The 24103-nt window shown below is 59.3% G+C and carries 24 protein-coding genes; 15 read left to right on the top strand and 9 right to left on the bottom strand.

Going from position 1 to position 24103, the window contains the following annotated elements; translation table 11 throughout:
* Positions 1-19: 19 nt before the first annotated feature.
* The gene (locus tag OF122_RS06615; protein WP_264227012.1) at positions 20-286 is read right to left on the bottom strand and encodes a DUF2933 domain-containing protein; all 267 of its coding nucleotides are present in this window, start codon (positions 284-286) and stop codon (positions 20-22) included.
* A 307-nt stretch (positions 287-593) separates the two neighbouring features.
* Between OF122_RS06615 and OF122_RS06610 the strand changes: the two genes are divergently transcribed.
* The 3 genes from OF122_RS06610 to OF122_RS06600 all read left to right on the top strand — a co-directional run bounded on the left by OF122_RS06610 (position 594) and on the right by OF122_RS06600 (position 3818).
* Positions 594-1052 (top strand): hypothetical protein, encoded by a 459-nt coding sequence (locus tag OF122_RS06610; protein ID WP_264227011.1) that lies wholly within the window; start codon positions 594-596, stop codon positions 1050-1052.
* A gap of 91 nt (positions 1053-1143) precedes the next feature.
* Positions 1144-1962, top strand: coding sequence for a CopM family metallochaperone (gene copM / locus OF122_RS19805; RefSeq protein ID WP_456299651.1), 819 nt, complete (start codon positions 1144-1146; stop codon positions 1960-1962).
* 1052 nt (positions 1963-3014) lie between these two features.
* The gene (locus tag OF122_RS06600) at positions 3015-3818 is read left to right on the top strand and encodes a Crp/Fnr family transcriptional regulator (RefSeq protein WP_264227010.1); all 804 of its coding nucleotides are present in this window, start codon (positions 3015-3017) and stop codon (positions 3816-3818) included.
* Between the two features lie 21 nt (positions 3819-3839).
* Here OF122_RS06600 and OF122_RS06595 read toward each other — a convergent pair whose 3' ends face one another.
* Positions 3840-4733, bottom strand: coding sequence for a DMT family transporter (locus OF122_RS06595; protein WP_264227009.1), 894 nt, complete (start codon positions 4731-4733; stop codon positions 3840-3842).
* Positions 4734-4772: 39 nt separating this feature from the next.
* Positions 4773-5426 (bottom strand): RNA polymerase sigma factor, encoded by a 654-nt coding sequence (locus tag OF122_RS06590; RefSeq protein ID WP_264227008.1) that lies wholly within the window; start codon positions 5424-5426, stop codon positions 4773-4775.
* Positions 5427-5741: 315 nt separating this feature from the next.
* Here OF122_RS06590 and OF122_RS06585 point away from each other — a divergent pair, with 315 nt between their 5' ends.
* Positions 5742-6788 (top strand): LysR family transcriptional regulator, encoded by a 1047-nt coding sequence (locus tag OF122_RS06585; RefSeq protein WP_264227007.1) that lies wholly within the window; start codon positions 5742-5744, stop codon positions 6786-6788.
* On the opposite strand, the gene OF122_RS19800 is transcribed toward OF122_RS06585, so the two are convergent.
* Positions 6698-6970: a DUF7282 domain-containing protein gene (locus tag OF122_RS19800; protein WP_456299650.1), complete on the bottom strand. Its 273-nt coding sequence runs from the start codon at positions 6968-6970 to the stop codon at positions 6698-6700. The genes OF122_RS06585 and OF122_RS19800 overlap by 91 nt on opposite strands.
* A gap of 329 nt (positions 6971-7299) precedes the next feature.
* Here OF122_RS19800 and OF122_RS06580 point away from each other — a divergent pair, with 329 nt between their 5' ends.
* From OF122_RS06580 to OF122_RS06570, 3 genes are read left to right on the top strand one after another with little or no spacing between them, the layout of a single operon-like run.
* Positions 7300-8040: a glutaredoxin gene (locus OF122_RS06580; protein WP_264227006.1), complete on the top strand. Its 741-nt coding sequence runs from the start codon at positions 7300-7302 to the stop codon at positions 8038-8040.
* On the top strand, positions 8037-8375 hold the full coding sequence (locus OF122_RS06575; protein ID WP_264227005.1) for a hypothetical protein: 339 nt from the start codon (positions 8037-8039) through the stop codon (positions 8373-8375). Before OF122_RS06580 ends, OF122_RS06575 begins: the two co-directional genes overlap by 4 nt.
* A gap of 56 nt (positions 8376-8431) precedes the next feature.
* Positions 8432-9331 carry a DUF305 domain-containing protein gene (locus tag OF122_RS06570; RefSeq protein WP_264227004.1) on the top strand — a complete coding sequence of 300 codons (900 nt, stop codon included), beginning with the start codon at positions 8432-8434 and terminating at the stop codon, positions 9329-9331.
* Positions 9332-9454: 123 nt separating this feature from the next.
* Here the strand turns inward: OF122_RS06570 and OF122_RS06565 are convergent, their stop codons facing one another.
* The gene (locus tag OF122_RS06565; RefSeq protein WP_264227003.1) at positions 9455-11494 is read right to left on the bottom strand and encodes a copper-translocating P-type ATPase; all 2040 of its coding nucleotides are present in this window, start codon (positions 11492-11494) and stop codon (positions 9455-9457) included.
* Positions 11495-11672: 178 nt separating this feature from the next.
* Here OF122_RS06565 and OF122_RS06560 point away from each other — a divergent pair, with 178 nt between their 5' ends.
* The 3 genes from OF122_RS06560 to OF122_RS06550 all read left to right on the top strand — a co-directional run bounded on the left by OF122_RS06560 (position 11673) and on the right by OF122_RS06550 (position 14316).
* On the top strand, positions 11673-12467 hold the full coding sequence (locus OF122_RS06560) for a YdcF family protein (RefSeq protein ID WP_264227002.1): 795 nt from the start codon (positions 11673-11675) through the stop codon (positions 12465-12467).
* Positions 12468-12814: 347 nt separating this feature from the next.
* Positions 12815-13684: a type IV toxin-antitoxin system AbiEi family antitoxin domain-containing protein gene (locus tag OF122_RS06555; RefSeq protein ID WP_264227001.1), complete on the top strand. Its 870-nt coding sequence runs from the start codon at positions 12815-12817 to the stop codon at positions 13682-13684.
* Positions 13685-13860: 176 nt separating this feature from the next.
* Positions 13861-14316 (top strand): c-type cytochrome, encoded by a 456-nt coding sequence (locus OF122_RS06550; protein ID WP_264227000.1) that lies wholly within the window; start codon positions 13861-13863, stop codon positions 14314-14316.
* A gap of 14 nt (positions 14317-14330) precedes the next feature.
* On the opposite strand, the gene cueR is transcribed toward OF122_RS06550, so the two are convergent.
* Positions 14331-14792 carry a Cu(I)-responsive transcriptional regulator gene (cueR, locus tag OF122_RS06545; RefSeq protein ID WP_090599157.1) on the bottom strand — a complete coding sequence of 154 codons (462 nt, stop codon included), beginning with the start codon at positions 14790-14792 and terminating at the stop codon, positions 14331-14333.
* Positions 14789-17329 (bottom strand): heavy metal translocating P-type ATPase, encoded by a 2541-nt coding sequence (locus OF122_RS06540; protein WP_264226999.1) that lies wholly within the window; start codon positions 17327-17329, stop codon positions 14789-14791. The genes cueR and OF122_RS06540 overlap by 4 nt, the downstream gene beginning before the upstream one ends.
* A 138-nt stretch (positions 17330-17467) precedes the next feature.
* Between OF122_RS06540 and OF122_RS06535 the strand changes: the two genes are divergently transcribed.
* From OF122_RS06535 to OF122_RS06515, 5 genes are all read left to right on the top strand, one after another.
* A complete protein-coding gene (locus tag OF122_RS06535; RefSeq protein ID WP_264226998.1) occupies positions 17468-17665 on the top strand; it encodes a heavy-metal-associated domain-containing protein in 198 nt (65 codons plus the stop codon).
* Positions 17666-18182: 517 nt separating this feature from the next.
* On the top strand, positions 18183-19664 hold the full coding sequence (locus OF122_RS06530; RefSeq protein WP_264226997.1) for a multicopper oxidase family protein: 1482 nt from the start codon (positions 18183-18185) through the stop codon (positions 19662-19664).
* A 56-nt stretch (positions 19665-19720) separates the two neighbouring features.
* On the top strand, positions 19721-20584 hold the full coding sequence (locus tag OF122_RS06525; RefSeq protein ID WP_264226996.1) for a WD40/YVTN/BNR-like repeat-containing protein: 864 nt from the start codon (positions 19721-19723) through the stop codon (positions 20582-20584).
* A gap of 442 nt (positions 20585-21026) precedes the next feature.
* Entirely contained in the window at positions 21027-21596 is a 570-nt protein-coding gene (locus tag OF122_RS06520) for a c-type cytochrome (protein ID WP_319019399.1), read from the top strand.
* A gap of 221 nt (positions 21597-21817) precedes the next feature.
* Positions 21818-22489, top strand: coding sequence for a c-type cytochrome (locus tag OF122_RS06515; RefSeq protein ID WP_264226994.1), 672 nt, complete (start codon positions 21818-21820; stop codon positions 22487-22489).
* 22 nt (positions 22490-22511) lie between these two features.
* Here OF122_RS06515 and OF122_RS06510 read toward each other — a convergent pair whose 3' ends face one another.
* Together OF122_RS06510 and OF122_RS06505 are read right to left on the bottom strand one after the other, a co-directional pair.
* Complete coding sequence (locus tag OF122_RS06510) at positions 22512-22955, bottom strand: FixH family protein (protein ID WP_264226993.1); 444 nt, start codon at positions 22953-22955, stop codon at positions 22512-22514.
* Positions 22952-23995 carry an acyltransferase family protein gene (locus tag OF122_RS06505; protein ID WP_264226992.1) on the bottom strand — a complete coding sequence of 348 codons (1044 nt, stop codon included), beginning with the start codon at positions 23993-23995 and terminating at the stop codon, positions 22952-22954. The genes OF122_RS06510 and OF122_RS06505 overlap by 4 nt, the downstream gene beginning before the upstream one ends.
* Positions 23996-24103 lie beyond the last annotated feature (108 nt).

The following is a 24103-nucleotide window of genomic DNA, read 5'->3' as shown; positions in this document are numbered from 1 at the left end:
TTCCTGCTTCCCTGGATCTTCAATGTTGGTGGGGAGGACGATCAGAGCGCTTCGAAGACGAGCTTCCGCCATGATCGTGTCCGCCGTGGCTTCCGTGCATGAAAATGTGGAGCAGCGGGCAGGCCAGAATGATCAGCCAAGGGAGCCACCCGAGCAGGTGCGCACGATGTTCGGCGATCAGGTAGAAGGCGCCAATGGCAAGAAAGCCCCAAAGCGCGATGGTCGCGGCGGAGATGCGGCGCGGCGGTTGGTCGTGATGATCGGGGTCTCTTTCGCTCGGCGCCATGATCGTTCGACCTTCCTGGAGATGAGTGGTCCCGTTTACGGTGCAGTTCGGGGTCGCCCCACCATGAGCAGGCACGAGGATGTAGACCTTAATCTCGGTTATAGTTTCGGCAGGTTTCGATGCGGTCTTCGGTGGCCGCCGTGATGAATCTCAACGCGGATTCAGGACGCATTCGAGACTGTTTGGCACTTAATCTGGATTAAAGATCGCGGCCTGACCTGAATCCTATGCTGCCTTGATGGGGCTCCCGCAAAGGGTGCCGATCACCCATGCGAACCCGCCTCGCCAGCAGTTTGGAGACAGGAGAATGACCATGGAGATGAAAGACGGTGTGGCCGCAGGCGCCGAGCGATTGAACGCTGTCATAGCTTGGTGGGGCCTGCCCTCGGCGACCCACCCTGACGCAATCGATAAGAATTTCAAGCGCTGGCTGACCTTTGCCACGGATGTGCAGAAAGTCGTCGCGGACGCCTATGGGGCAGAAGTGAAGACCGGAATTGACCGTGCCGACCGGGTTGGTCAATGGTTCCAGGCTTTCATGCTTTGCCGCCAGCCAAACGACTTCCTGGCGGCACAATCCCAGCTCGTCGCCGTGCTCCATGAAAGTGCTTCCCATCGGGCAAAGCGCTTGTCCGACGTGACGCAAAGTCTGCACGAGTGCTGTGCGTCAATGGCGCGGGATACGGCAGACGACTTCCGTGAGCAGGTTTCCGAGTCCGAGCAGCCGGCAGCCAAGGCGGCAAGGCCGCGGGCCAGCCAGGCTTGACCACTTCCGGAAGGCCGCAGCGCCTGCCCACGAGCCCTGCGCCTTTGCCGAAGCGTTGACGACGGCGTGTAGTCAGTTCGTAGCGACGTTCTTGATCTCGGTTAAAGAGTCGACCGGATCGCCGTGGAAACTGATCCCGCAGACTGTGCAGACAATCCGGCGCGAGACCTGTCGGGCTGGTCTCGGCCTTGCCACGTCTATCCCGGCATGGTCGCAGGCCGACCACAGCACGATGCACGGCGGCCCGGCCGCAGGCGAGACCTCCGTATCGCCCGATGATGATCCGGCGGTTCGCGGCTATGTCGATGCGATGGAGACGATGCACGCCGCGATGTCGACCATGGACTATAGCGGCAATCCCGACGTGGACTTTGCACGCGGCATGATCCCGCACCACCAGGCGGCCATCGACATGGCGCGCGTCGTCCTCGAGCACGGGTCCGATCCGGAAATCCGTCAGCTCGCCGAGGATGTTGTTTCGGCGCAGGAGGCCGAGATCGCCCAATTGGAGGAAGGCTTCGCGCGAACGCGCCCGAGTAAGCGTCGCTGCAAGGATGAAAGGGAGGCGCGGTTTGGCGCCTCCCTTGTCGTTTTTTCGGGGTCGCTGGCCTCATGCGGGCGGCAGGCTCTCGAACGAGGTGACCAGATCGTTGACGGTGCGCGCGCAAGAGCCGAGGCGGATGTCGATGCCGGCGGCCCGGAGCCTGTCACGGTCGGGAACGGCCACATAGCCGCAGATGAGACGAGTTGCCCCGCTGGCGAGGATGAGGTCGCACGCAGACTCGTTCGTTCGGGGAGCATTGGCACGATACCGCCGTCGCCGCTCCACGGGATCGACTACGAGGAGCCCATCGCTCTTGGCGAAAAACGGGCTCAGCGCATACCTTCGTTGGTCGCGGGCGACGAGTAGCGCCACGCTATGCTTTCGATCAGACGAGGGCGAGGCTATCGATGCCATTCCTGGGCCGTGAAGTCAGTCGGACTTGTCACTGAACCGTCACTATCATCGCCCCGGCTGCGGCGCACTTTAATCTCGATCAAGTGAGGCCACGAAGGCTCATCCGTTGACCTCGCACTCGCGGCTCAGGCCGCGCAAGCGGATCTGGCACCCGAGCGAGAGATGGCCGTCTGCTCATCTGCAAGCGGCGATGGGGAGCCTTTCGCTGGGCTGATAGCGGACGGCGAAGACGGTTGATCTCGATCAAGGCGCCGCGAGCGGTATTGTCGTGTAGTGCGACGGCGTGATCTTGCGCGCCAAGTGCGATGGGTTAGACTTGCCGTCGGATGAAGCGTGAAGGAGCGCGGGGTCGTTAACGGAGCGGAACAGGCAGATGCTCAGGTTTCTGGCATTGCTGGTCGTCTGCACGGTTTCCTTTTTGATGCAAGGGGAGCCGGCGTCCGCGCACGAAGCCAGGTTCGCTCCGCTTCAATCCATCACTCAGCCGGCCGCTGTGGCGGACGTCGTTCTGACCGCAGCGACTCCCGCCAACGACTGCTCCTCCCGACTGTCGTGCTGCACCATGGTGTGCGCACCCTGCAAGTTGCCGCTGCCGGGCCATCGTGGCGAGTTCCTGTGGAGACCCCTCGAAGCGTCCGCCATGCCTGGTCTCCGCGATGATTGCCTCCGATCGATCATCCTCAGCAGAGACCCTCCGGTCCCGCGCCTCAGCTCCATCTAGGTCGTTGCCTCGCGTGCCCTGACCACGCCGACATGCTCGCGTGTCCGCTCTCCCTCTCGGCGAGCTGGCAGAGGACGCATTGGAGGCGCCGCTGCGGCGGAGCGAGGCTCTTCTTCTGGACATTGCTGGCTGCGGATGCAGCCGCCGGAACGGGCCGTGCGCCCGGAGGTGTAATATGAGCTGGGATCGAGCGTCCTTATCGAGAGAGGTAGCCCGGTCGCTCTTCCGCGACGAATGGGACGATTTTGAACGCGGACGGAGCAGACCATTTCTTCGAGGATTCGTGACACGGGAAGCGGAGCGCCCTTCGGGCGTTGCGCCCGGTGAGTTGAGCAGGCGCCCAAAGCGCGATGGCGACGGAAACGACGGCCAGACCTGGGCTCCGGCGACGGGGCTGCCGCCGTCGACCGACGCCTATCGCCTGCTTCCGCGGCACCGCAAGGGCGACCGCAAGATCGCGGCTGGCCGGGATTTGTTCAGTATCGGCGAGACCAACACCGCGATCTTCAACCTCCTATCGGGTTGGGTCGCGATCTACACGCTGCTGGAGGACGGAAGGCGGCAGATCGTCCACTTCGCGTTGCCGGGCGCGGTGATGGGAATGCCAACCTCCAAGGGCGCCCAGGTCAGCTACAGCGCGCAGGCATTGACCGAAGTGGTCGTCTCCGTCATCCCGAACAGCGTGCTGGCAGCGGCCTCGCGGGACGATCCGGAGTTGAGCATGCGGCTGGCGAGCGCTTTGGCGCGCGATACATCAATGGCCTACGACCATATGACCAGCATCGGACGCCGGACGGCGCGCGAGCGCGTGGCGCACCTTCTCCTTGAGTTGTTCACCCGGTATCGCGCCCAATGGCCGGGCGACCGTATCGAGGAAATGGCGATCCCGCTGACCCAGGAGCAGATCGGTGACGCGACGGGCTTAACCTTCGTCCATGTGAACCGCGTGCTCAGCACGCTCCGCAAGGAGAAGATCGTCCATTTCCACTATCGGCGGCTCCGGATCTTGGACCCCGATCGGCTTATCGAGGTCGCCGGCGTCGATCCGCAGACAGCCATGTCGTGGTTTCAGCGACGATCGCCTTGAAGGGCAGCGCGTGTGGTTGAACTAGGCGGTCGGAGCGATTTGGCCCCGACTGTTCCGTTGGACGATGACGACGCCGATGCAGGTCAGAATGAGACCCAACACCAACAGAGGTCCGACCTGTTCATCGAATGCCATGACCCCAAGCAGAAGCGCAAGCACAGGTGTAAGGAACGTGAAGGCGTTGGCGTAGGTGAGCGGAATGCGTTCGAGCACCCAGAACCAAAGCCAGTATGACAGGGCTGTTCCGGGGAGTGCCAGCAAGACCAGCGCGAGTGCAAAGCCGGGTGAAAGGTGGATCTCGGAGGGCTGCTCCGTCAGCAGCGCCAGGATCGCAAGAGGCAACGCGCCGAGGAGGAGCTGTGCAGCCATTGCGACGATGGGATCGATGCGGCCGCGGATCGTTTTCATCACCACGTTGCTGACCGCAAGCCCAACAGCGGCGAGGAGAGCGTAGGACAGGGCCGCGACCTCCCCGATGCCGTCCACGAAACCGAACCGTGGCATGGCGACGGTGATGATCCCCAGGAAGCCGATCCCCAGACCCATGTATTGCGCCGGTCGCAATCGTTCGGAAAGAACCCCGAAAGCCAGCACCGCAGCGATTAACGGCTGGGTGTTGGTCAGGATCGTCGCGAGGCCCGGCGATACGAACTCCGCAGCGTGAAACATACCGAAATATGCCAAGGTGGTCGCTCCCAGCCCTATCGCACCGAGCGCTATCCACGATCCGACATCTGTGGGAATCGGACGTCCGAGGATGGCCGCGACAAGTGCCAGCGAGAGGCCGGCAATCATCGCCCGCAGCGTGGCGAAGGTGATGTGAGGCGCGTGCTCCAGGCCGAGCGTGATAAGCGGAAAGCAGAGCGCGTTGAGAAAGGCAACCATGACGAGGATTGGTATCGAGCGAGTGAGCATGAACGCGTCACCGGACGAAGCTGCCGCGAGGGGCCGCCTTCATTTCGCGTGACCAGCCACGGCGGCATGTTCCACTCGAAATTTCTCCGCCTTCTCGCAATGGCAGTCGAGAAAGCCGTGTATGGGACAGGTCCGACACATCTCCTCCAGGCGTTTGCGCAATGCGCGACGCCCGCGGTGCAGCCGCACCGTGACGTTGTTCAGCGACGTGCCAAGGCTTGCTGCGAGCCGATCACGCGGCTCGCCCAGGATGTCCGCGCGCCAGATGATGTCGGCGTATTCGGCCTTCAAGGTCGGCAGCAAACGATAGAGGCAGTTGCATATGGCGGCGTCCAGCTCGGGGTCCGGCTGGGCCTCCGCGCTTTCCAGGGTTTCAGGGTCCAGCTCCTCCTCGCGTTGGCGTCGCCTGATCACATCACGTTGATGGTCGACGATCGTTGTCGCGAGAATCCTGCCCAGCCAACCGCGCACGGTGCGAACGTCACGGAGCTGCGAGGCTCGCTCCAGTGCGCGCAGGGAGAAGCGTTGAAGCACTTCCTCCGCCTCGTCCCGGTCCCGGAGGCGGCTATGAAGAAAATGCAGTATTGTCTGCTGTGCCTCGACCAGTGCTCGTTGCACTGCCGCGTCGTGAGGCTTTGCGGCCTCACCTTCCCAGGTCCCTTCGGGCACTTCGTGATCTTCGTCGCGCGCCACAATACTCTCCTTCTCGGCAGCATATCCATCGCTGCTCTGACGTCGAAGTTGCATCCAATAAGGTGAAGCTTCGTGCGTGTAAGTCTTTAATCCAGATCAAGATTTTCTCGTCTGCCGAATCTTAACCTGCTTAGCGATGTGGCGGAAACCGCACGACAGGTTCCAGCACCGGCTGAATGAAGGCGATCGTCGACGCTCGCTCCGTGCGAGTGAGAACGGCTTTGCGGACAATCCTCCCGAGCGCATGTCGAAAGCCGACCTCCCTTTGCCATGGCGGCCGATTGGCGGATCTGCGTCGGGAAAGGAGGCGGGAGCATGAACGACGATCGGCGCGAGCGGCACATGCAAGTCCGGAATGAAGGGCATCCAGAGGAGAGCCCGCCCCTCGATCTTCGCGCACTTCGCTACGTGCTGGCAGCGGCCGAATATCTGAGCTTTCGCCGCGCCGCAGAAGCTCTTGATGCACATCCGTCGAGCGTGAGCCGGGGCGTGAGGGACCTCGAGGACGAAATCGGGGTCGCGCTCTTTGAGAGAGGCTCGTCGGGGGTTCGACTGACGGACGCTGGCGCACATTTTCTGGATCAGGTCGTTCCAGCGGTGAGGCAGATCGGATCAGCATTTCGAGCGGCGGGCGCCGCCGGCCGTGTGGCTGCTGGCACCGTTCGGGTTGGCATCATCGTTTCGATAGCGGGCGGGTTCATGCGAAATCTGTTGCTCGACTATTCGTCGAAGCATCCGGAGGTGGCAGTCGAAGTCTACGATGGCGGTCGGCGGGATCACGTGGCGGCCCTGCGTTCTCGACAACTCGACGTCGCCTTCTTTTCTGGTAGCGGGGAGATTCCCGATTGCGAGAGCGCCGAACTGTGGCAGGAGCGGGTCCACGTGGCGCTGCCGGTCGGCCATCCTCTTTCGAGCTACGAGCGGGTCGATTGGCCGATGTTGCGGGACGAGCAATTCATCGTAACCAGACGTGAGCCAGGCCCGGAGGTCCACGACTACATCGTGCGACGAGTCGCCGACTACAGCACTTATCCGAGAGTGGAGCATAAACCCTGCTCTCAGGAGACCTTGATGAGCCTCGTCGCACTCGGCCAAGGTATCACGCTCGTCTCCTCCGTATGGACAGAGGTGCGCAGGCCCGGCCTGGTCTTTCGGCCGCTTACCGCATGCGAGGATGTTGTCCCGTTCAGTGCGGTTTGGTCACCCGACAACGACAACCCTGCACTACGCCGCTTCGTGTCGGTCGCTTATCTGCTCGCGGGCCGCTCACGCTATGGCAAGGCGCTTACGGTTCGGGCGCAACGCCCGAACGTTCCGCCTTCCACATATGCATGGCCGATCGAGGCCGGCACCACGGGTTGACCATCGAGAACCTCGTGAATGACCACGAAGCCAGGTTCATCGATGAGGACCGAGGGTATAGTCAACGTATCGCCATCGACCTGAATGCCGTCCGTTGCAATATTGAGATGATCGGCCAGTGCAGGACCCGCGATCAATGCACTCGAACCAAGCGCCAACGCGACTATCGATTGTTTCAGCATGGTGTTCTTCTCCTTGATGAATTCAAGATGACCCGGACAGGGCCACGGAGAGAAACAAATCTCTCCGCTGGGAGAAGCGACGATGCCCCGACCGGAAAGTTTCAATCTGGCAATCAGGAAACGCAAGGCACACCTGTCTTCGTCAACGTGGGGAAGAGAACTCCACACCCCCTGCTGAACTCACAATCTGGAGATCACCCGTTTGGCCGACCCTCGTTCAGGGCGCGGACCGCAGCGCCGTCGACGTGGAAATCGTTGAGTTATCCTTGATGAAGTCGTGAACCATGCCGCCGCCCGGCCGTTTACATTTCAAAAGGGGGTGCGAACCTATGAGTAAAAGTGCCGGAAAAGCTGTACTTTATCGGATGGTGATGGACGACCATATCTGTCCGTTCGGCCTCAAATCGAGACATCTGCTGAAGTCCGAAGGTTACGAGGTTGAGGACAACTGGCTGACAACTCGGGAGCAGACCGACGCTTTCAAGCGAGAGCATCAGGTCGATACCACGCCGCAAACATTTCTTGGTGACAGGCGCGTCGGCGGTTACGACGACCTCAAAACGCACTTTGGCAAAGGCAAAAATGAAGGCGAGACAAGCTACACGCCGGTAGTCGCGGTCTTTGCCATGGCTGCGGCAATGGCGTTGGCCGCGACCTGGGCAGCGTTCGGCACCGCTGTGACCATTCGGTCCGTGGAGTGGTTCATCGCCATCTCCATGTGCATCCTCGCGGTTCTCAAGCTCCGTGACATCTCATCGTTTTCAAACACGTTCCTCGGATACGATCTCGTAGCGCAACGCTACGTCCCTTACGCCTACTTCTATCCTTTCGGGGAAGCGCTCGCCGGCGTTCTGATGATCGCAGGCGCTCTGCTCTGGATCGCGATCCCCGTCGCCCTCGTCATCGGCACCATTGGTGCCATTTCAGTATTCAAAGCCGTCTATATCGACAAGCGCGATCTCAAATGCGCTTGCGTCGGCGGAAACAGCAACGTCCCCTTGGGCTTCGTGTCCCTGACCGAGAACGTGATGATGGTGGCCATGGCGCTGTGGATGATGAGGATGCTATGACCCTTATGCGCTTCCGCAGGGCAATATCGCTGGGCTTTCTCATGATGGTCTTGACGGCCCTGCCCGCGATTGGGGCAGTTTGCCAAAGCGAACACACATTCCTTCTCGCCCCCACGCAAGATGCTGAGTCGCTCGGTCAAAATACGCCAGGTGAATTAAGCCAGGCTCATCACGCCGGGTCTGGCAACGCCTTCGATCTCCATTGCGCCACCTCCGCTGTGCTGCCCGCCGGTATCAACATAAATACCGACGAAAAGCAGACATTGGTCGATCATTGGGCTTTCCCAGCGCCACCAGCTAACAATACAGGCATTGATCCACCTCCGCCGAGATGAACCGGACCTAAGCAGGTCCGCAAATCATTTGGATTCATTTCGATCGGAGAAGTTTCATGAAAATGTATTGGCGCTTTGCCGCCATGATCGCCACGTCGACGCTGGTCATGTTCGGCCTGATGTATCTCAACACCTATGCTTTCGAGCACGTATTCTGGAGCGAAACCCGCGCCTGGATGGCGCTGGTCATGGGTGCCACCATGGCCGTCATCATGCTGGCGTATATGCTCTCGATGTACAAGAACACCAAGCTCAACATCGCCATTTTCGCTGGTTCAATCGTCGTGTTTTCGGGGGCGCTCTGGTTAGTGCGTAGTCAAGTCAGCGTTGACGACAGCGAATACATGCAGGCAATGATCCCGCATCACTCAATTGCCATCATGACCTCTGAACGCTCCCAGATTACCGATCCGCGCGTCCGCAAGCTCGCCGACGAAATCATCGAGGCCCAGGAGCGGGAAATTTCAGAAATGAAGTTTCTCATCGGTGACCTTGCGAATCGCGACGATAGTGGTGCGCCTGACGATGCCATCGATCCCGCGCTCGGCGACGAACCCGTAGAATTCATGACGGCAGGAGCCGCATTGGAGGGTGCGCAGATCGCCGGTCTGGATCCGGCAACGCTCGATGATGCCCAGATCGAAGAGGGTCTGGATGGAGATCGTCGCTGCGTGTTTCGCTACACCAGCGAGGGAAACCCTGTTTTCGCTTTTAACCCAGACGCTGACGGGGAAGATGCTGCCCTCATCAAAGTCAACGGAGCATTGGTTCGCTTGGCGTTGGCCAGCAATTCCGAGGGAGCCCTTCGGTATGAAGCGGGCGACATTCGGATCAGCCTGACTTCGGAGCAACAGGCACAGGGCTGGGATGCTGATCAGAACGAAGCCACCATGGTGTTCGAAATCGGATCCGAACTCCGCGTAGGCTATGGCGGCTACGTCGCCTGTTCTGCTTAAGGGAAGAGGAAGGGCCGGCAAGCCAGCGCGCCCTTCCTCGTCTGCCGCGTGCATTGATAGCCGACACCGCTTTGCCTCGGCCGCGCAACCCATCTCCGACGGGCTCGTCCGAGTAAGATCTGTCTATCGCGCCATGTCGAGCCGCCGTAGCAACTGAGCGTTGATCGCAACGATGACCGTGCTGGCAGACATTAGCACCGCCCCCACCGCGGGCGCCAGGACGATACCGGCCCAATAGAGCACCCCGGCAGCGAGCGGGATCGCAACAATATTGTATCCGGCGGCCCACCACAGGTTCTGGATCATCTTGCGATAGGTCGCGCGGCTGAGGGTTACGATGCGGGCAATGTCCCGGGGATCGGAACGCACTAGCACCACGTCGCCTGCTTCGACAGCAACATCGGTTCCCGCACCTATGGCCACACCTACATCCGCGGTGACGAGAGCGGGAGCGTCGTTGACGCCATCACCTACCATGGCGACGCGCTTGCCCCGGGCCTGCAGTTCCTTGATCTTGTCCGATTTCTGATCGGGCAACACGCCGGAAAAGACTGTATCTATCCCAAGCTCTCGACCCACAGATCGCGCAACGGCCTCTGAGTCCCCCGTCAGGATGACGACCTCGATACCCATCGACTGTAGCTTGGCTACTGCCTCCCTAGACTCCGGGCGTACCTGATCGGCGATCGCAAAAACGGCCAAAACGTTCTCGCCCTCCAAAAGATAGATCGCGGCCTGCCCGTTGTCACCAAAGCGAAGGCTTGCGTTCTCCATGTCATTGTCGAGCTCGACATTGCGTTCCCGCAACAACGCCGGCCCCCCAACGGACAAGCGGCGTGCCTCGACAACAGCCTCGACGCCCTTGCCAGCTGCCGCCTCGAAACTCGACGACCGCGGGAGCGCGAGACCTTTGTCTTCTGCGCTCTTGAGCAATGCCTGTGCGATTGGGTGTTCGGAGTCCCGTTCGACTGCTGCTGCGAGCGACAATACCGTATCCGGATCATTTTCCTTCGCGGCGACAATCTCGACCACCCGGTGGGAACCAAGCGTCAATGTTCCGGTCTTGTCGAATACGACCGTGTCGAGATTTCGCGCTTCCTCAAGACCGCGACGGTCCCGAATGAGCAAACCATTGCGGGCACCCAGGGTGGTTGAAATGGCCGTGACCAGTGGAACGGCGAGCCCTAGGGCGTGAGGACAGGCGATGACGAGCACGGTCACCACCCGGGTAACCGTAAAATCGATCTCGGCACCGAGCAGCGACCATGCGGCAAGGGTCGCGACACCGGCAACGATGGCAACGATAGTGAGCAGAAAGGCGGCCCGGTCGGCCAGCGCCTGGGCGCGCGAGCGGGATGATTGTGCTTGAGAAACCAGCCTCATGATGCCGGCCAAGGCCGTCTCCTGACCTGTTTGAAGCACGCGCACTCGAAGGGAGCCCTGCCCGTTCACGGTGCCGCCGAGCACTTCGGATCCATCTGTCTTGTCGACCAGTTGAGATTCCCCGGTAATCATGGATTCGTTGACAGCGCTTTTGCCCGACATGACGACGCCATCGGCCGGAATCGAGGCCCCTGGTCGCACAAGAACGACGTCATCCGTCCTGAGGCCCGACACGGGCACCTCTTCGGTCCTATCTCCTTCAATTACCCGTACAGCCAAATCGGGCAATAACTTCGCCAGTTCGTTGAGTGCGCCTTGCGCCTGGGAAATCGAGCGCATCTCGATCCAGTGTCCCAGCAGCATGATGGTCACCAATGTGGCCAGCTCCCACCACAGCGGGTGACCGTCGAACCCGAGCAAGACGGCAACGCTGTAGACAAACGCAACGGAGATGGCCAGCGAGATCAGCGTCATCATGCCCGGGAGCCGCGCCTTGAGCTCACCGATTGCACTGTTCAGAAACACCCACCCCCCGTAGATGAAGACAACCGTCCCAAAAAGGGCGGGAATGAATTCGGATCCTGGAAACCGTGGCGCCGTATACCCGAACCATTCCTGGATCATCGGCTCCCAAAACACCGTCGGAACTGTGAGGGCCAGTGAGAGCCAGAATTTGTCACGAAACATTGCCACCGAATGCCCCGCATGCTTGTCGCGTGCCGTGATGTCTTCGGTCTCGGCAGTGTCATGGACATGACGGTGTTGTTGGTGCTGATCCATTCCAATCCCTCTTCGCTCTTGCAACAGCCCTACATGTTTTCAGCCACGAGCACTGATCGCGGGTGAGACAACCTAAGGGTATCGTGCTCCTTCCAATGCTGGGAAGGTCAAGTCCTATTCGCGTCAATCCTTTGTTGATGCCGCCAGTGTTAGGTGGCGAAACCAAGGGAGGTTTCCGGTGTTCTTTGCCGTTTCGCAAATTCTCGACTTCTTTCTCACGCCGTCCAACGTTCTGTTGCTGGCCCTTCTGGCGGCGCTGGCGTTTTGGGTCATGAAGATCCGGAAACTGGCTGCCGCACTCGGGATCGTTTCGATTTTGGGATTGGCCCTTGCGGCTTGGTCACCTCTTGGCCCGTTCGCATTGGGCGTATTGGAAAACAGATTTCCCAGGACTGCACTACCCGACGATGTTGCAGGCGTCATCATGCTCGGTGGTGCTGTCGATACGCACATCTCTTTCGACCGGGACACACTCGTTCTCAATGAAGCCGGCGAGCGCATTGTTGAGACCCGCATGCTCGCAGCGCGCTATCCCGAGGCCCAGATCTTTCTTTCTGGCGGTGGAGGACACCTGTCGAACGATGGTAGCCTCACCGAGTCCGAACTGGCGCGACACGCCTTGATCAGTTCTGGGGTTGCCGCCGAACGCCTCACCATGGAAGAACTATCCCGCAACACGTGCGAGAATGCCCGAGAAACGGCCGCCGCTCTTGCTGGGCGCGCGTCCAGCACCTGGATTCTTGTGACGTCGGCCAGTCACATGCCACGCGCTGTTGCTTGCTTCAGGACTACGAACCTGACGGTTGTACCTTACCCGGTCGATTACCGGACCAAATCCGCAGGCGGCACCTGGCCTGGAACGGCGTCGAACGGGCTCTCGACAACCGACCTGGCGGCCCACGAATGGGTCGGCCTTTTGAGTTATCGCCTGGCAGGGTTCACTGAAGAGACTTTCCCATCGCCGCGGGATTGAGACTGAGCTTTGCATAATCCCCTCAAGACAAAGTGTGTCGGACGTGATCGGAAAATTCCCTGTTGGAGTTTTCACCGGCGTCGGTCGTCAGCCGGATGCGACGCTGAACATCCGGTGGCATAGCCTGATAAATGAGCCCATACGTTTGTGCCCTGAAGCATAAAGGGAATCGGGCCACGCAGCCGGAGGTCGGAGTGCCCCGCTATTTTAACTCATCCATCAGAACCGTAGCAGAGGCCAAAACCTTGGATACCGATTAAAACATAGTGGGAAGCGTGTTCTATCCGCGCTTTAACATATACATTTTAATCTCACCTATGCTAAGATTAAAATGTATATAGTATAGCATGTCCAGCACGCCAAACCACGATGATGTTAATCTCCGCAGCCTAGGCCCTATCGAGGCCAAGCTGTTTTTGGACGTCGTGGCTCAAGGGAAGTCGAGCCTAACCACCGACGAGGCAATCGCTGTATTTGGTCACGAGGATCGTGCCCGAAATGCGATCAAGCGCTTGGTGTCAAAAGGCTGGCTGCAGTCGGTTGGAGGTGGTCGCTACGTCGTTCTTCCGCCGGCGTGGGGCTCCGAGAAATTTGAGGACTTCGACATCTATGTCCTGGCTTCGGCATCAGCTGACGTAGGTTATGTCGGTTGGTGGGGAGCCGCCAGTCGGCACGGAATGACCACCCAAGTGCCCGGGGAGTTAACGGTCGCCACAGATCGACAGATGCCACGAAAAATCCTTCAGGGCAATGTGGTTCGGTATGTAAAGCTGTCCCCGAAAAAGTTCTTCGGCTGGCAGGAAATGGAGTCCATGGGGCGGACATTTCGAGCTTCGACGCCCGAGAAAACAATCGTCGATTGCGTTGACAGGCCCGAACTATGCGGCGGACCAACGGAGCTGGCGGTCATTGTAGCCAATGGGTCTCGAGGAGTATCCGACGAGGCCCTGGTGGAAACCGCTATTCAACACGGTTCGGTTTCGGTAGCGCAGCGGCTCGGATTTTTGCTCGACCTGTATTCGCCAAATTACCTTGGAGACGCCGCCCGGTCAGCCCTTCGATCAGTCATTCCGGCCTCTGCAAGATCGGTCTTTGGTGGTCAGGAGCGACTGCCTGACCACATCGGGTATGAGCGCGAATGGGGACTGCTGGTGAACATCACTGAAGCCGATCTGTTGGCCGAGGTTGGCAGCTACACATGGGGTATGCGTCGATGAAATTCTTCAGTCCCGAGCATATCTCCCTCCTCAATAAGGCAGCGCACCAGCTCGAGGCGAAGCGCATCGACTATGTCGAAAGGAGGGTCGTAGAAAATTGATGCACGCACTAAGATGACCAAAATTGCGGATACATTGGTCGACATCGCCAGCCTTGCCGGCGCACAACCCTGGAAATGAAAAATTCAATCATGGCTCCAATAGCGGTCATAGCCGCATCGGTGAGTATGCTCTTCGCCATTCTTGCGGTCTCCTTCGCGATCGGCGGAACCCTCCCGCATGCCGTCGAGAATTCGGCCGAAGGTCGGCAGCTGTATCTCGACAATTGCGCTGCTTGTCACGGTGAAACGCTCGAGGGCCAGCCCCAATGGCGCCAGCGTCTGCCTAACGGTCGCATGCCGGCTCCTCCCCACGATGAGACAGGTCACACCTGGCATCACAGCGACGAGCAACTTTTTCGCATCACCCATGATGGCGTGGCAGCGATTGTTGGTGGAAATTATGAAAGCGACATGCCGGCGTTCGGGGACATGCTCACTGACGACGAGATCGAGGCAATTCTCGACTACATCAAAAGCACTTGGCCCGAACGCGCACGCGCTTACCAAGAACAAATGTCCGAGCAAAACTGATAGTCAGAAGGCAGTTATCCCGGTTTCGCGGAAACCAAAACTCCTGCCTCAAAGCGAGGCTTGCGTTTCAACCTTTGTTTGGCCAATTCAGGTTTGGCGAAATCCTCGATGATGGGACAGTCTGGGCGACCGTCTCCATGACAGTGGGAGGCGAGATGCTTTAGCGTCTCGCTCATTTGCTGCAGGGCCCTCGCCTTTTCCTCCAGTATTTCTACATGGGCCAATGCGATCGCTTTGACATCCGCGCTGGCCCGTTCTCGATCCCGCCACAGCGCCAGAAGTTCGCGCATGTCGTCCACCGAAAACCCCAAATCCCGCGCCCGGCTGATGAACCGCAAAGTGTGGACGTCCTGATCATCGTAGATGCGATATCCGGCATCTGTTCGGTGCACCGGCGCTATGAGCCCTATGGATTCATAGTAGCGGATCATTTTCGCCGATACGCCTGAAGCTTTGGCTGCCTGTCCGATATTCATTGTGCGGGCTCCAGATTCATCTGGGAAAGTTGCTGAGGTACGGGATGAGGATCGATGGGCCGAGGCGCAAACCGCCTCAGCCGCAGGGCGTTCCCCAGCACAAATACGCTCGAAAGGGCCATGGCCCCCGCAGCGAGGGCCGGCGAGAGCAGAATTCCCCAAACGGGATAGAGCAAACCGGCTGCCACCGGGATCAAGACAGTGTTGTATGCAAATGCCCAAAAGAGGTTTTGCTTAATATTGCGGATCGTCGCCTTGCTCAAGGCGATGGCGTCGCCGACGGCGGTGAGGTCGCCCGACATCAAAACCACATCGGCACTTTCGATCGCGATGTCCGTTCCCGTTCCCACGGCAATGCCGACATCGGCTTCGGCAAGCGCGGGCGCATCATTGATACCATCGCCCACAAAGGCGAGGTGGCGGCCTGCCTCGCGAAGCGCTTTGATGGCGTCGACCTTACCGCTCGGCAGCACCTCGGCGACTACCTCGTCGATACCGAGTTGTTTGGCTACAGCCTGTGCGGTTTTTTCGTTATCGCCTGTGATCATCGCCACCTTAAGCCCCAGGGCGTGAAGGCGCTCTATCGCTGTGCGCGACGTGGGCTTGATAGGATCGGCCACCGAAATGATGGCCGCCAGCCGTCCATCAATTGCTGCATAGAGTGGCGACTTTCCCATTTCGGCAAATTCAACCGCCTGGTTTGCGAATGAACCGACCTCAATTCCGCTGCGTTTCAAGGCGCGGTCGGCCCCAACCAGCACTTTGCGCCCATCCACGTCACCGGTGACGCCAAAACCCGGATCGGCCAGAAAATTATCGGCGGCCAAAAGGTCTACAGACCTGGCATGCGCACCACGAACGATCGCCTCGGCTATCGGGTGTTCGGAGTGCTGCTCGAGGCTTGCCACGAGCCTGAGAACGTCATCCTCCTCGAACCCCGGAGCGACGATCATATCGGTCAACTCGGGCTGGCCCAAGGTCAAAGTTCCGGTCTTGTCGAGCGCGACGACTTCGGCCGATCGCAGGGTTTGCAGCGCTTCGCCCTTGCGGAACAGGATGCCTAGCTCGGCCGCCCGCCCGGTGCCAACCATGATGGACGTGGGTGTCGCCAGCCCCATGGCACATGGACATGCAATAATGAGCACGGCGACGGCGTTGACCAGCGCAAAGCTCAGCTGTGGAGAGGGGCCGAACATCAGCCAGACCAGAAATGTGAAAGCGGCCAAACCGATTACGACTGGCACAAAGACCCCGGTAACCCGGTCGACCAACGCCTGGATCGGCAGCTTTGCCCCTTGTGCTGCCTCGACCATGGCAATGATCTGGGCCAGCACCGTGTCACGCCCGACCCGGGTCGCTTCAAACGTGAACGCGCCCGTTTTGTTGATTGTCCCGCCAACCACTTCGGCACCTGCCGTCTTTTGAACGGGGACCGGTTCACCGGTGATCATTGCCTCATCGACATAGGAGGATCCTGAGAGCACGCGGCCGTCGACCGGAATTTTGTCACCCGGGCGAATGTGAACAACATTCCCGGCCACGACCTCATCGAGATCGATCTCAACGATCGCACCATCGCGTTCGATCCGCGCCGTCTTCGCCTGCAGTCCGACAAGGCGTTTGATTGCCTGTCCGGTGCGTCCCTTGGCCCGCGCCTCGAGATAACGGCCGAGCAGGATCAGGGTGACGATAACGGCTGCGGCCTCGTAATAGACATTGCTCGTGCCGGCCGGCAGCAGTTGGGGTGTGAAGGTTGCAACCACAGAATATCCCCACGCAGCGGAAGCTCCCAGTGCGACAAGGGAATTCATGTCCGGTGTCCGGCGCCAGAGGTTGGGAAAGCCTTTGACGAGGAACCGGCGCCCCGGACCAAACAGCACGATCGTGGCCAGGATGAACTGCAGATACCGATTGGTCTGCATGCCAATGGTGTCCATGATGAACATGTGCACTGCAGGAATGAAGTGCGAGCCCATCTCGATGACGAAAAGCGGAGCGGTGAGCAGCGCTGCAAGAAGCATCGCGTTGCGAAGCGAGATGGCTTCGGCTTCCTTGATCTGTTCGCGACTGGGTCCGTTGGTCTTGGCTTCAGCCGCGACACTTCGGACACTGTAGCCAGCCGCCTCAACGGCGCGCGCCAAATCCTCTTTCGTGGCCGTTCCTGCAAGCACTTCGACTGTTGCACGCTCGGTCGCAAGGTTGACGGCGGCGTTAGCGACACCGTCAATGCGTTTGAGCGCCTTTTCGACCCGTCCCACGCAGGAGGCACAGGTCATGCCCTCGATATCGAGTGTAATAGTCTCCGCGGCCGCTGGGGTATACCCGGCTTTACGCACCGCCTCGGCGATCTGCCGGATATCTGTCGGACCCGAAAGTTCAATTCGCGCACGCTCGGTGGCGAGGTTGACCGAAGCCGAAGCTACGCCGGGGACCGCCCGAATAGCTTTTTCAACGCGTGATACGCAGGAGGCGCAAGTCATCCCCTCGATGGTAAAATCGAGGGATTTCATGCCGTTTAATTGTTTCACCTGGTTCATTTTCTGCAGTCCTTGTTCGACAACTGCACAATGATCTAATCCTTCCAATCATGGTAAGGTCAAGTGCAAATTCGCGCTTGACCTTCCAACGGTGGGAAGCTCCATGATTGGCGCAGTCGAACCGGAAGGGATACACCCATGCATGAGTTCAAAGTTCAGGACATGACCTGCGGCCACTGCGCAGGAACAATCGAGAAGGCCGTCAAGAGCGCGGACCCGGCGGCAAAGGTGGATGTCGATCTCACCACGCACTCCGTGCGCATCGAAAGTGCGCAGCCGAGCGACGCCTTAAAACGCGTTATCGCGGAAGCAGGATATTCTCCTGAGTCCATGTAAGAAATGCCCCCGGCGCGATATGTCGCGCCGGGGGAGCCTTACCCGCCTTGATGTCGCTTTCGTTCGGGGTTAGTTTTTTTCATGTCCATGTTCGCGTCACGTATATTGCGGCTCGTTACCATCCTCGCGCTGATGGTGTCGGCAACGGCGATGTCATGGGCACAGACGTCAAGCGACATCGGCCGTTTGCAACTCCACAAAGGTCACCAGGTCAGCGCCGACTTGGGGATGTCCGTGACCAATCATGGAACCGATCACCACAAGTCCGAGCGGCACCACGATACGCTGTGCGCGACCGCATGTGCAGTGGCCGGTCCGCTGTCTGAGCCGGTGAGCTTGCATTCGCCTCTGGCTCTGACCCTGAGATCTGCCCCGCCTCATGGCTTGGGTCCAATCTCTTTTGTTCCCGAACCTGGCCGGCGCCCTCCGAAACACAATCCGATCCTCGTCTAACGCGCCGCCTCACAAGCGGTAACGTACAGTCGCGCCTTTTGAGCGCATCGATCGGACTATTCAAATGACAAACGTGCTGACCCGCCGTGGCTTTCTCACGGCAACTGCCGCGCTTGCGGCAACCACTGTCCTTCCTCGCATAGGTCGGGCTCAGGAATCGTCTCGCCAACTCACGGTCGCTACTCGCACCATCGAGGTCAACGGAAGGGCCGCCTCCGTCTACGGTATCGCCGGCCCTGGCGGCGGTCAGGGACTTATCCTCGATCCCGGCGAACGATTTAAGCTCACCTTGGAGAATACCCTCGACGTTGAAACCATCGTTCACTGGCACGGGCAGATACCGCCCAATATCCAGGACGGCGTTCCGGATCTGCCACGCCCCAAGCTCGTGCCTGGCGAAACCCGGGACTATGATTTCGAGCCGCTGGCCGGGACCCACTGGATGCACAGCCACGTACCGACCCAGGAAATGAACCTCCTTGCTGCACCGCTCATCGTGCGCAGCACAGAGGACGTTATTGAGGACCGCCAGGAAGTGGTGATGTTCCTGCACGATTTCTCGTTCAAGGATCCACAAGCGGTCCTTGATGAGATTACCCAGGGCGCCGGGCATGCGGACATGGATCACGGTCCTTCCGTTGCAATGCCACAAGGTTCGATGCAGATGGACCATGGCGACATGGACATGGGACAGATGAACATGAGCGATATGGCAAACATGTCGACCATGGCCATGGATCTCAATGACTTCAACTTCGATGCGTATCTCACCAACGACCGCACGCTCGACGACCCGGAAGTCGTTCGGGTCGAACGCGGCGGGCGCGTCAAGTTGCGCATCATCAACGCCTCGTCGGCGACCACCTTCTGGATCGACACCGGCATCGAGGGGCGCCTAGTAGCGGTCGATGGCCATGGGATTTATCCCCTCAACGGCAACCGGTTCGGACTTGCGATGGGACAGCGTCTCGATATCGACCTCGACCTCCCTTCCGAGACGCGCACCTTCCCCATCCTGGCGCTCCGCGAAGGCGAGCGCGAGCGCACCGGTCTGATGCTTGCACCGGCAGGGGCGGCAGTATCAAAAATGTCAGATATGGGTGAGACGTCGTCACCCGCTTTCGACATCGATCTCTCCCAGGAGGGGCGGTTTCGCGCGATCAATCCTCTCCCCGACAGGGAGGTGAGCAACAGCCAGATGATTATGCTGGACGGGTCGATGTCGCCCTATGTCTGGACAATCGATGGTCGCGGCTGGGGCGAACATAGGCCCATTTCTGCCAAGAGCGGCGAACGGGTTGAGCTGATGTTCCACAACATGTCGATGATGGGCCACCCGATGCATCTGCACGGGCACGCCTTCCAGGTCGTCGGCCTTAACGCTCGCCGGGTTTCCGGAGCCGTCCGCGACACTGTCTATGTCCCCCCGATGGCCAGCGTAACAATTGCCATGGACGCAGGCGAGGCGGCGCGGTGGATGCTGCACTGCCATCACATGCCGCACCTGTCGACCGGCATGATGACCGAATTTCGGGTCCAGGCCTAAACCAGAACCGACCGGCCCCGTCGAGCGGGGCTGGTCCACTACTTTTGGAGATATTCATGATCACGAACCGCAGCATGGCCGCACTTCTGATAGTCACTTCCGCAACGCTCTCTCAGGCCGCACTAGGACAGGAGCTTCAGCCGCTGAGCGAAGTTCTGGAAACCACGCACGTCCACGGCTTGGCGTCGCAGGAGAATACCGCCGAAGTCCTTATGGCAACCCACCATGGACTGTGGAGTGTAAATCTCGACAACGAGACTGCCCAGCTTTTAGGAGACAGCCGCGACGACTTCATGGGGTTCTCGACCCACCCAACTGAAAACGAACGATACTGGGCCAGCGGTCATCCGATCGCGGGCGGCAATATAGGTGTCATCGAGAGCGTCGACGGAGGCGAGACCTGGTCCAAGATCGCTGAAGGCGTCGGTGGGCCGGTCGATTTCCACCAGATGACGGTCAGCGGCGCCAATCCGGAAGTCCTTTATGGCGTACATCACGGCGCCTCCCTTCAAACGAGCACAGACGCCGGCCGCAGTTGGGAGGAGATTGGTCTGCTGCCGGACGGCATTATCGATCTTGCCGCATCGGGCATCTCTCCGGATGCCCTCTATGCCGCGACCAATTCAGGTCTTTTCAAAAGTGAGGACGCGGGCAGAACCTGGGTCAGGATATATGAAACAAGCGCGCCGGTTTCTTCTGTCCATGTAGACGCAAACGGGGTTCATGCCTTCGTTCTTGGGGTTGGCGTGGTGCATTCACCTGAGACTGAACTCGACTTCGCCGTTGTCGCCGACGATTTCGATGATACCTATCTACTTCATCTCACATCCATGCCTGAAGGCGGGTATGTAGCGGCAACCGATGGAGGTGGACTTGTTCTCCTTTCGTCGGATGGGTCAGTCGATATTTCGGTTCCGTAAATGAGCCACGATTGGGGCCGACGGCCCTAATCAAACCATCATCATCGGTATCAATGGGCCATTAGGTTGGCGATTCGTGAAGGCTCGGGTTTGAAGGCGCTGGGAACCATTTTTTTGGCACTTGCGTTGATGGTGGCCTCGACTGCTCACCTCCATGCAGCACAAAATGTCGAGATCAGTGACCACGTCCACACGTCATCGTCGCTTGACCAATCGACAGCCGACGATACCCATTCGGGCCACGGATCGAAACACTGCGGACCTCTGCTGCTGTCGCACCCACTAGCGTCAGCGCTCCGTCTCGATACGACGACAACGGTTTGGACCAGTGCGGCGCTGGAGCTAACGGTTCATTTATTCGTGGTCGATCCCCCTCCTCCTCGGAAGGACTCCTTGGCTGTCTGATTGACAGCAATTTCGAGTTCCAACCGAGAGATATCTTATGAAACGAACATGTTTTTATGCGCTGGCTTTTGCCGGCGCAGCAACAGGCTGTGCGTCCGCATTTGCGCATAACGGCGCCACCGGCATAGTCGCCGACAGGATGATGGGCATGATGATGTTGGGCGAGCAGATGCAGGTCCTGACGCCAATCATCAACGGCTCTTCCGATCCAGGCCCTGCGGTGATTGAGGAGGCCGCAGCGATGATTGCGGCTCACTCCGGCAACGCAATGACCGAGTTGTTCCCCCAAGGCACTACGGAATTCCCTTCGGAAGCACGTCCGGAAATATGGGAGGACTGGGCTCTCTTTGCTCAGTATGCCCAGCAACTGGAGAGCCTGGCCCAAGAGTTAGAAAGGACCACTGACCAACCGACGCTGGAGACCGCTCGGGTGGCGCGAAATGACTGGACAAGCATGGATACCTCGGTGCTGCTCGGACTGGCGCCGAAATCTGACCCCGAAAATTCAAGCTCTGACCCGGAAACACAATCGATCAGAAGCGCTGCCGCGGTTGCAACCGATATCGCCGGCACCTGCTCGGCCTGCCACACGGTGTTTCGCAAGTGACCTGGCCAAAAATCGATCTCAAATGGCCCGTTGTAACCGCGGTGCTCTTGGGCGGCTTTGGCCTGGGCTTGGTGACCTGGATGCTCATGCCTAGCTCCACTCCCGATTTGTCGCAGCAAATTACCGGTGACGCCAAGCGCGGTGCGTATCTTGCCCGCCTATCGGGCTGTGTCACCTGCCACACGATCGAAGACGGCGACCCATGGGCTGGGGGAGTTTCATTGGCCTCTGATTTCGGCACCTTCGTATCCCCAAACATTACCCCTGATCCAGAATTTGGCATCGGCGACTGGAGCTTCCAAGACTTCGTTCGGGCCGTAAGGCACGGGGTTGCGCCCGATGGATCTCCATATTACCCGGCATTCCCGTTCGAATTTTATGCCACTCTTACCGATCGCGATATGGCCGACATGTGGGCCGCTGTCCAAGAGGTTCCTCCATCCAACTTCGTGCCTGAAGAGAACGAGGTCCCACTGCCATTCAGCATTCGCCAGGGCGTGAAGCTCTGGCGCAACTTTTTCTACGAGCCTGTGGACTATGTCGTCGACGAGACCAAATCGACATCGTGGAACCGTGGACGGTTTATGGTGGAGGGACCGGCCCATTGCGCTGCCTGTCACACACCGAGAAACTTTGCTGGCGGCTTGGATACTGACGCTCAGTTCGCTGGTGCTTCAGGCGGCACTGCGGGTTGGACCGCACCCCCGATCACCACCGAGGCGCTTGCCGAGGGGGGCTGGACCGAGGAAAGCCTGATTGCGGCGCTGCGCACCGGGCTCACCCCGACTGGCGATGCTTTTGGAGGTGCGATGGCTGAAGTCGTTCACCTCTCCACCAGCTATTTGTTGGATCAGCATATTGAGGACATGGCTGAATTTTTGATGGATCAGTGAGGGTCGGTGTTGGTTTTAGTGGCTACGGCCCAGCCGGGTTCGCATCTACCGGCAATCTTATGACGTCCTCGCCGATACTGACCTGCACCTCCCACTGCCCGGCCATCGGTAGCATCACACTGGCTTGAAAGGCTCCGGGACCTGCTGACAAGACGTCGGCATCTACAGTCATCTGATGTCCAGGCATCTCAATTTTTACCCGTGGATCGATGATATCGGCTCGATCCACGGGCGACCTGATGAATACGGTGAGGGTTCTATCGTCCGCCAAGCTGGCACTGACATTGACCGTGATGCCCGACGTATCGACGGTGTCCTCACCGGTCGCACGCTGAGCGGGATTGGAAACGAGTGGAATGCTCGCAAGGATCAGGACAAGGCCAAAAAACAAGGTCCCGACTGTCCAGATCATCACCAACGAGATTCCGCTCGCTTTCCGGCGTCGGCTCTTTCCTTTCGCTTTCACGGTTCCTTCTCCGAGGCTGGCGCTTTGCGGCGAAGGGCTGGCTTCTCAACGAATTTCCAAGAGAGATACGCCAGGCTTCCGGAAATGGTGCTGGACAGCAAGAAAAGCACAGCAACCTGCGGCCCAAACCAGATGGGCTCCCGCGTCAGGACCTGTTGGATTGGCCATGCCATGAGGTAGATGCCGTAGGAAAGATCGTGCCGCCGCGCGAACTCGGCGATCCGACCCCAGTTCTTGGCGCCCACGTAGAGCGCTGCATACCCTATCCCAATGATCCAGGTCACCTCCCCAAACCGGGTTCCCGTGCCGGCCACCGCCAAGGCAAGCGCCGCCATTGCCCAACCAAACCGCAGGGGAATTACTTCGCCGAATCGTCGCGCCACCGCCCCGGTGAGAAAGGCAAATCCAAAGCGGAAGAGGCTCTCGACTGGCGTTTCACCGGTGGGATCGACGCCAACGTCGGCCAGAAGGGCAAAGCCGAACGCCGCCCACGCAGCAAACGCAATGGATGGATGGCGCAGAAGTCCCAAAGCCGCAGCAATCCCGAAGACAATGTAACTCAGGATTTCGTATTTTATGGTCCAGAGCGGTACGTTTACATCGCCGGGATATCGGCCGTGCTCGAACATGGACGGCAGGACGGCCCCCTCGAAGTTCCATGCGACGTTGAGAGGGTAGAGCCAGGTCTGTGGGCTGGAATAATACTCCCAAAGGCGTGCACCTGTTCCGAAAGGACCTATAATGAGGGAAATGAGTGCTGCGCTGACGATCAGCGCCGGGTAGATCCGCAAGAATCGATTCCGGACAAACTGCCCGAGTCCTCGCTGCAACACGCTGTGGGTGAGCATCGCGCCCGATATGACAAAGAACACGTTTACTGCTGTTGCCCCCAGATCGTAAGCGGCCCAGCTCAAGGGATCGTAACTCGGTGAGTTCAAGCCCAGAAGTAGCGAATGGGAGAGCACCACACTCAACGCAGCGATCAAGCGCAAGGCATTGTAACTGTTGTCGGGATTTCCGAAGGCGGTCGAAAGCATCATGGGCGTGCCCGCGCCAGAAGCTGACGCCGGCCCATAGACGGGTCGGTTCATTGGTCATACCGGAATCTGATGTTGGATTACATCTCGTCACCGCTGAAACCGATGTTC

Origin of the sequence: Pelagibacterium flavum (assembly GCF_025854335.1) — a bacterium.
Taxonomy (GTDB): domain Bacteria; phylum Pseudomonadota; class Alphaproteobacteria; order Rhizobiales; family Devosiaceae; genus Pelagibacterium; species Pelagibacterium flavum.
Note: the sequence above shows the minus strand (reverse complement) of the source record. Positions and strands in the feature narration are given on the sequence as shown.

Coding starts and splice junctions, on each gene's coding strand:
- OF122_RS06615 (WP_264227012.1), bottom strand. CDS start 286: ATGGCGCCGAGCGAAAGAGACCCCGATCATCACGACCAACCGCCGCGC.
- OF122_RS06610 (WP_264227011.1), top strand. CDS start 594: ATGACCATGGAGATGAAAGACGGTGTGGCCGCAGGCGCCGAGCGATTG.
- OF122_RS06595 (WP_264227009.1), bottom strand. CDS start 4,733: ATGCTCACTCGCTCGATACCAATCCTCGTCATGGTTGCCTTTCTCAAC.
- OF122_RS06585 (WP_264227007.1), top strand. CDS start 5,742: ATGAACGACGATCGGCGCGAGCGGCACATGCAAGTCCGGAATGAAGGG.
- OF122_RS19800 (WP_456299650.1), bottom strand. CDS start 6,970: ATGCTGAAACAATCGATAGTCGCGTTGGCGCTTGGTTCGAGTGCATTG.
- OF122_RS06580 (WP_264227006.1), top strand. CDS start 7,300: ATGAGTAAAAGTGCCGGAAAAGCTGTACTTTATCGGATGGTGATGGAC.
- OF122_RS06575 (WP_264227005.1), top strand. CDS start 8,037: ATGACCCTTATGCGCTTCCGCAGGGCAATATCGCTGGGCTTTCTCATG.
- OF122_RS06570 (WP_264227004.1), top strand. CDS start 8,432: ATGAAAATGTATTGGCGCTTTGCCGCCATGATCGCCACGTCGACGCTG.
- OF122_RS06565 (WP_264227003.1), bottom strand. CDS start 11,494: ATGGATCAGCACCAACAACACCGTCATGTCCATGACACTGCCGAGACC.
- OF122_RS06555 (WP_264227001.1), top strand. CDS start 12,815: ATGTCCAGCACGCCAAACCACGATGATGTTAATCTCCGCAGCCTAGGC.
- OF122_RS06550 (WP_264227000.1), top strand. CDS start 13,861: ATGAAAAATTCAATCATGGCTCCAATAGCGGTCATAGCCGCATCGGTG.
- cueR (WP_090599157.1), bottom strand. CDS start 14,792: ATGAATATCGGACAGGCAGCCAAAGCTTCAGGCGTATCGGCGAAAATG.
- OF122_RS06540 (WP_264226999.1), bottom strand. CDS start 17,329: ATGAACCAGGTGAAACAATTAAACGGCATGAAATCCCTCGATTTTACC.
- OF122_RS06535 (WP_264226998.1), top strand. CDS start 17,468: ATGCATGAGTTCAAAGTTCAGGACATGACCTGCGGCCACTGCGCAGGA.
- OF122_RS06530 (WP_264226997.1), top strand. CDS start 18,183: ATGACAAACGTGCTGACCCGCCGTGGCTTTCTCACGGCAACTGCCGCG.
- OF122_RS06525 (WP_264226996.1), top strand. CDS start 19,721: ATGATCACGAACCGCAGCATGGCCGCACTTCTGATAGTCACTTCCGCA.
- OF122_RS06520 (WP_319019399.1), top strand. CDS start 21,027: ATGAAACGAACATGTTTTTATGCGCTGGCTTTTGCCGGCGCAGCAACA.
- OF122_RS06505 (WP_264226992.1), bottom strand. CDS start 23,995: ATGATGCTTTCGACCGCCTTCGGAAATCCCGACAACAGTTACAATGCC.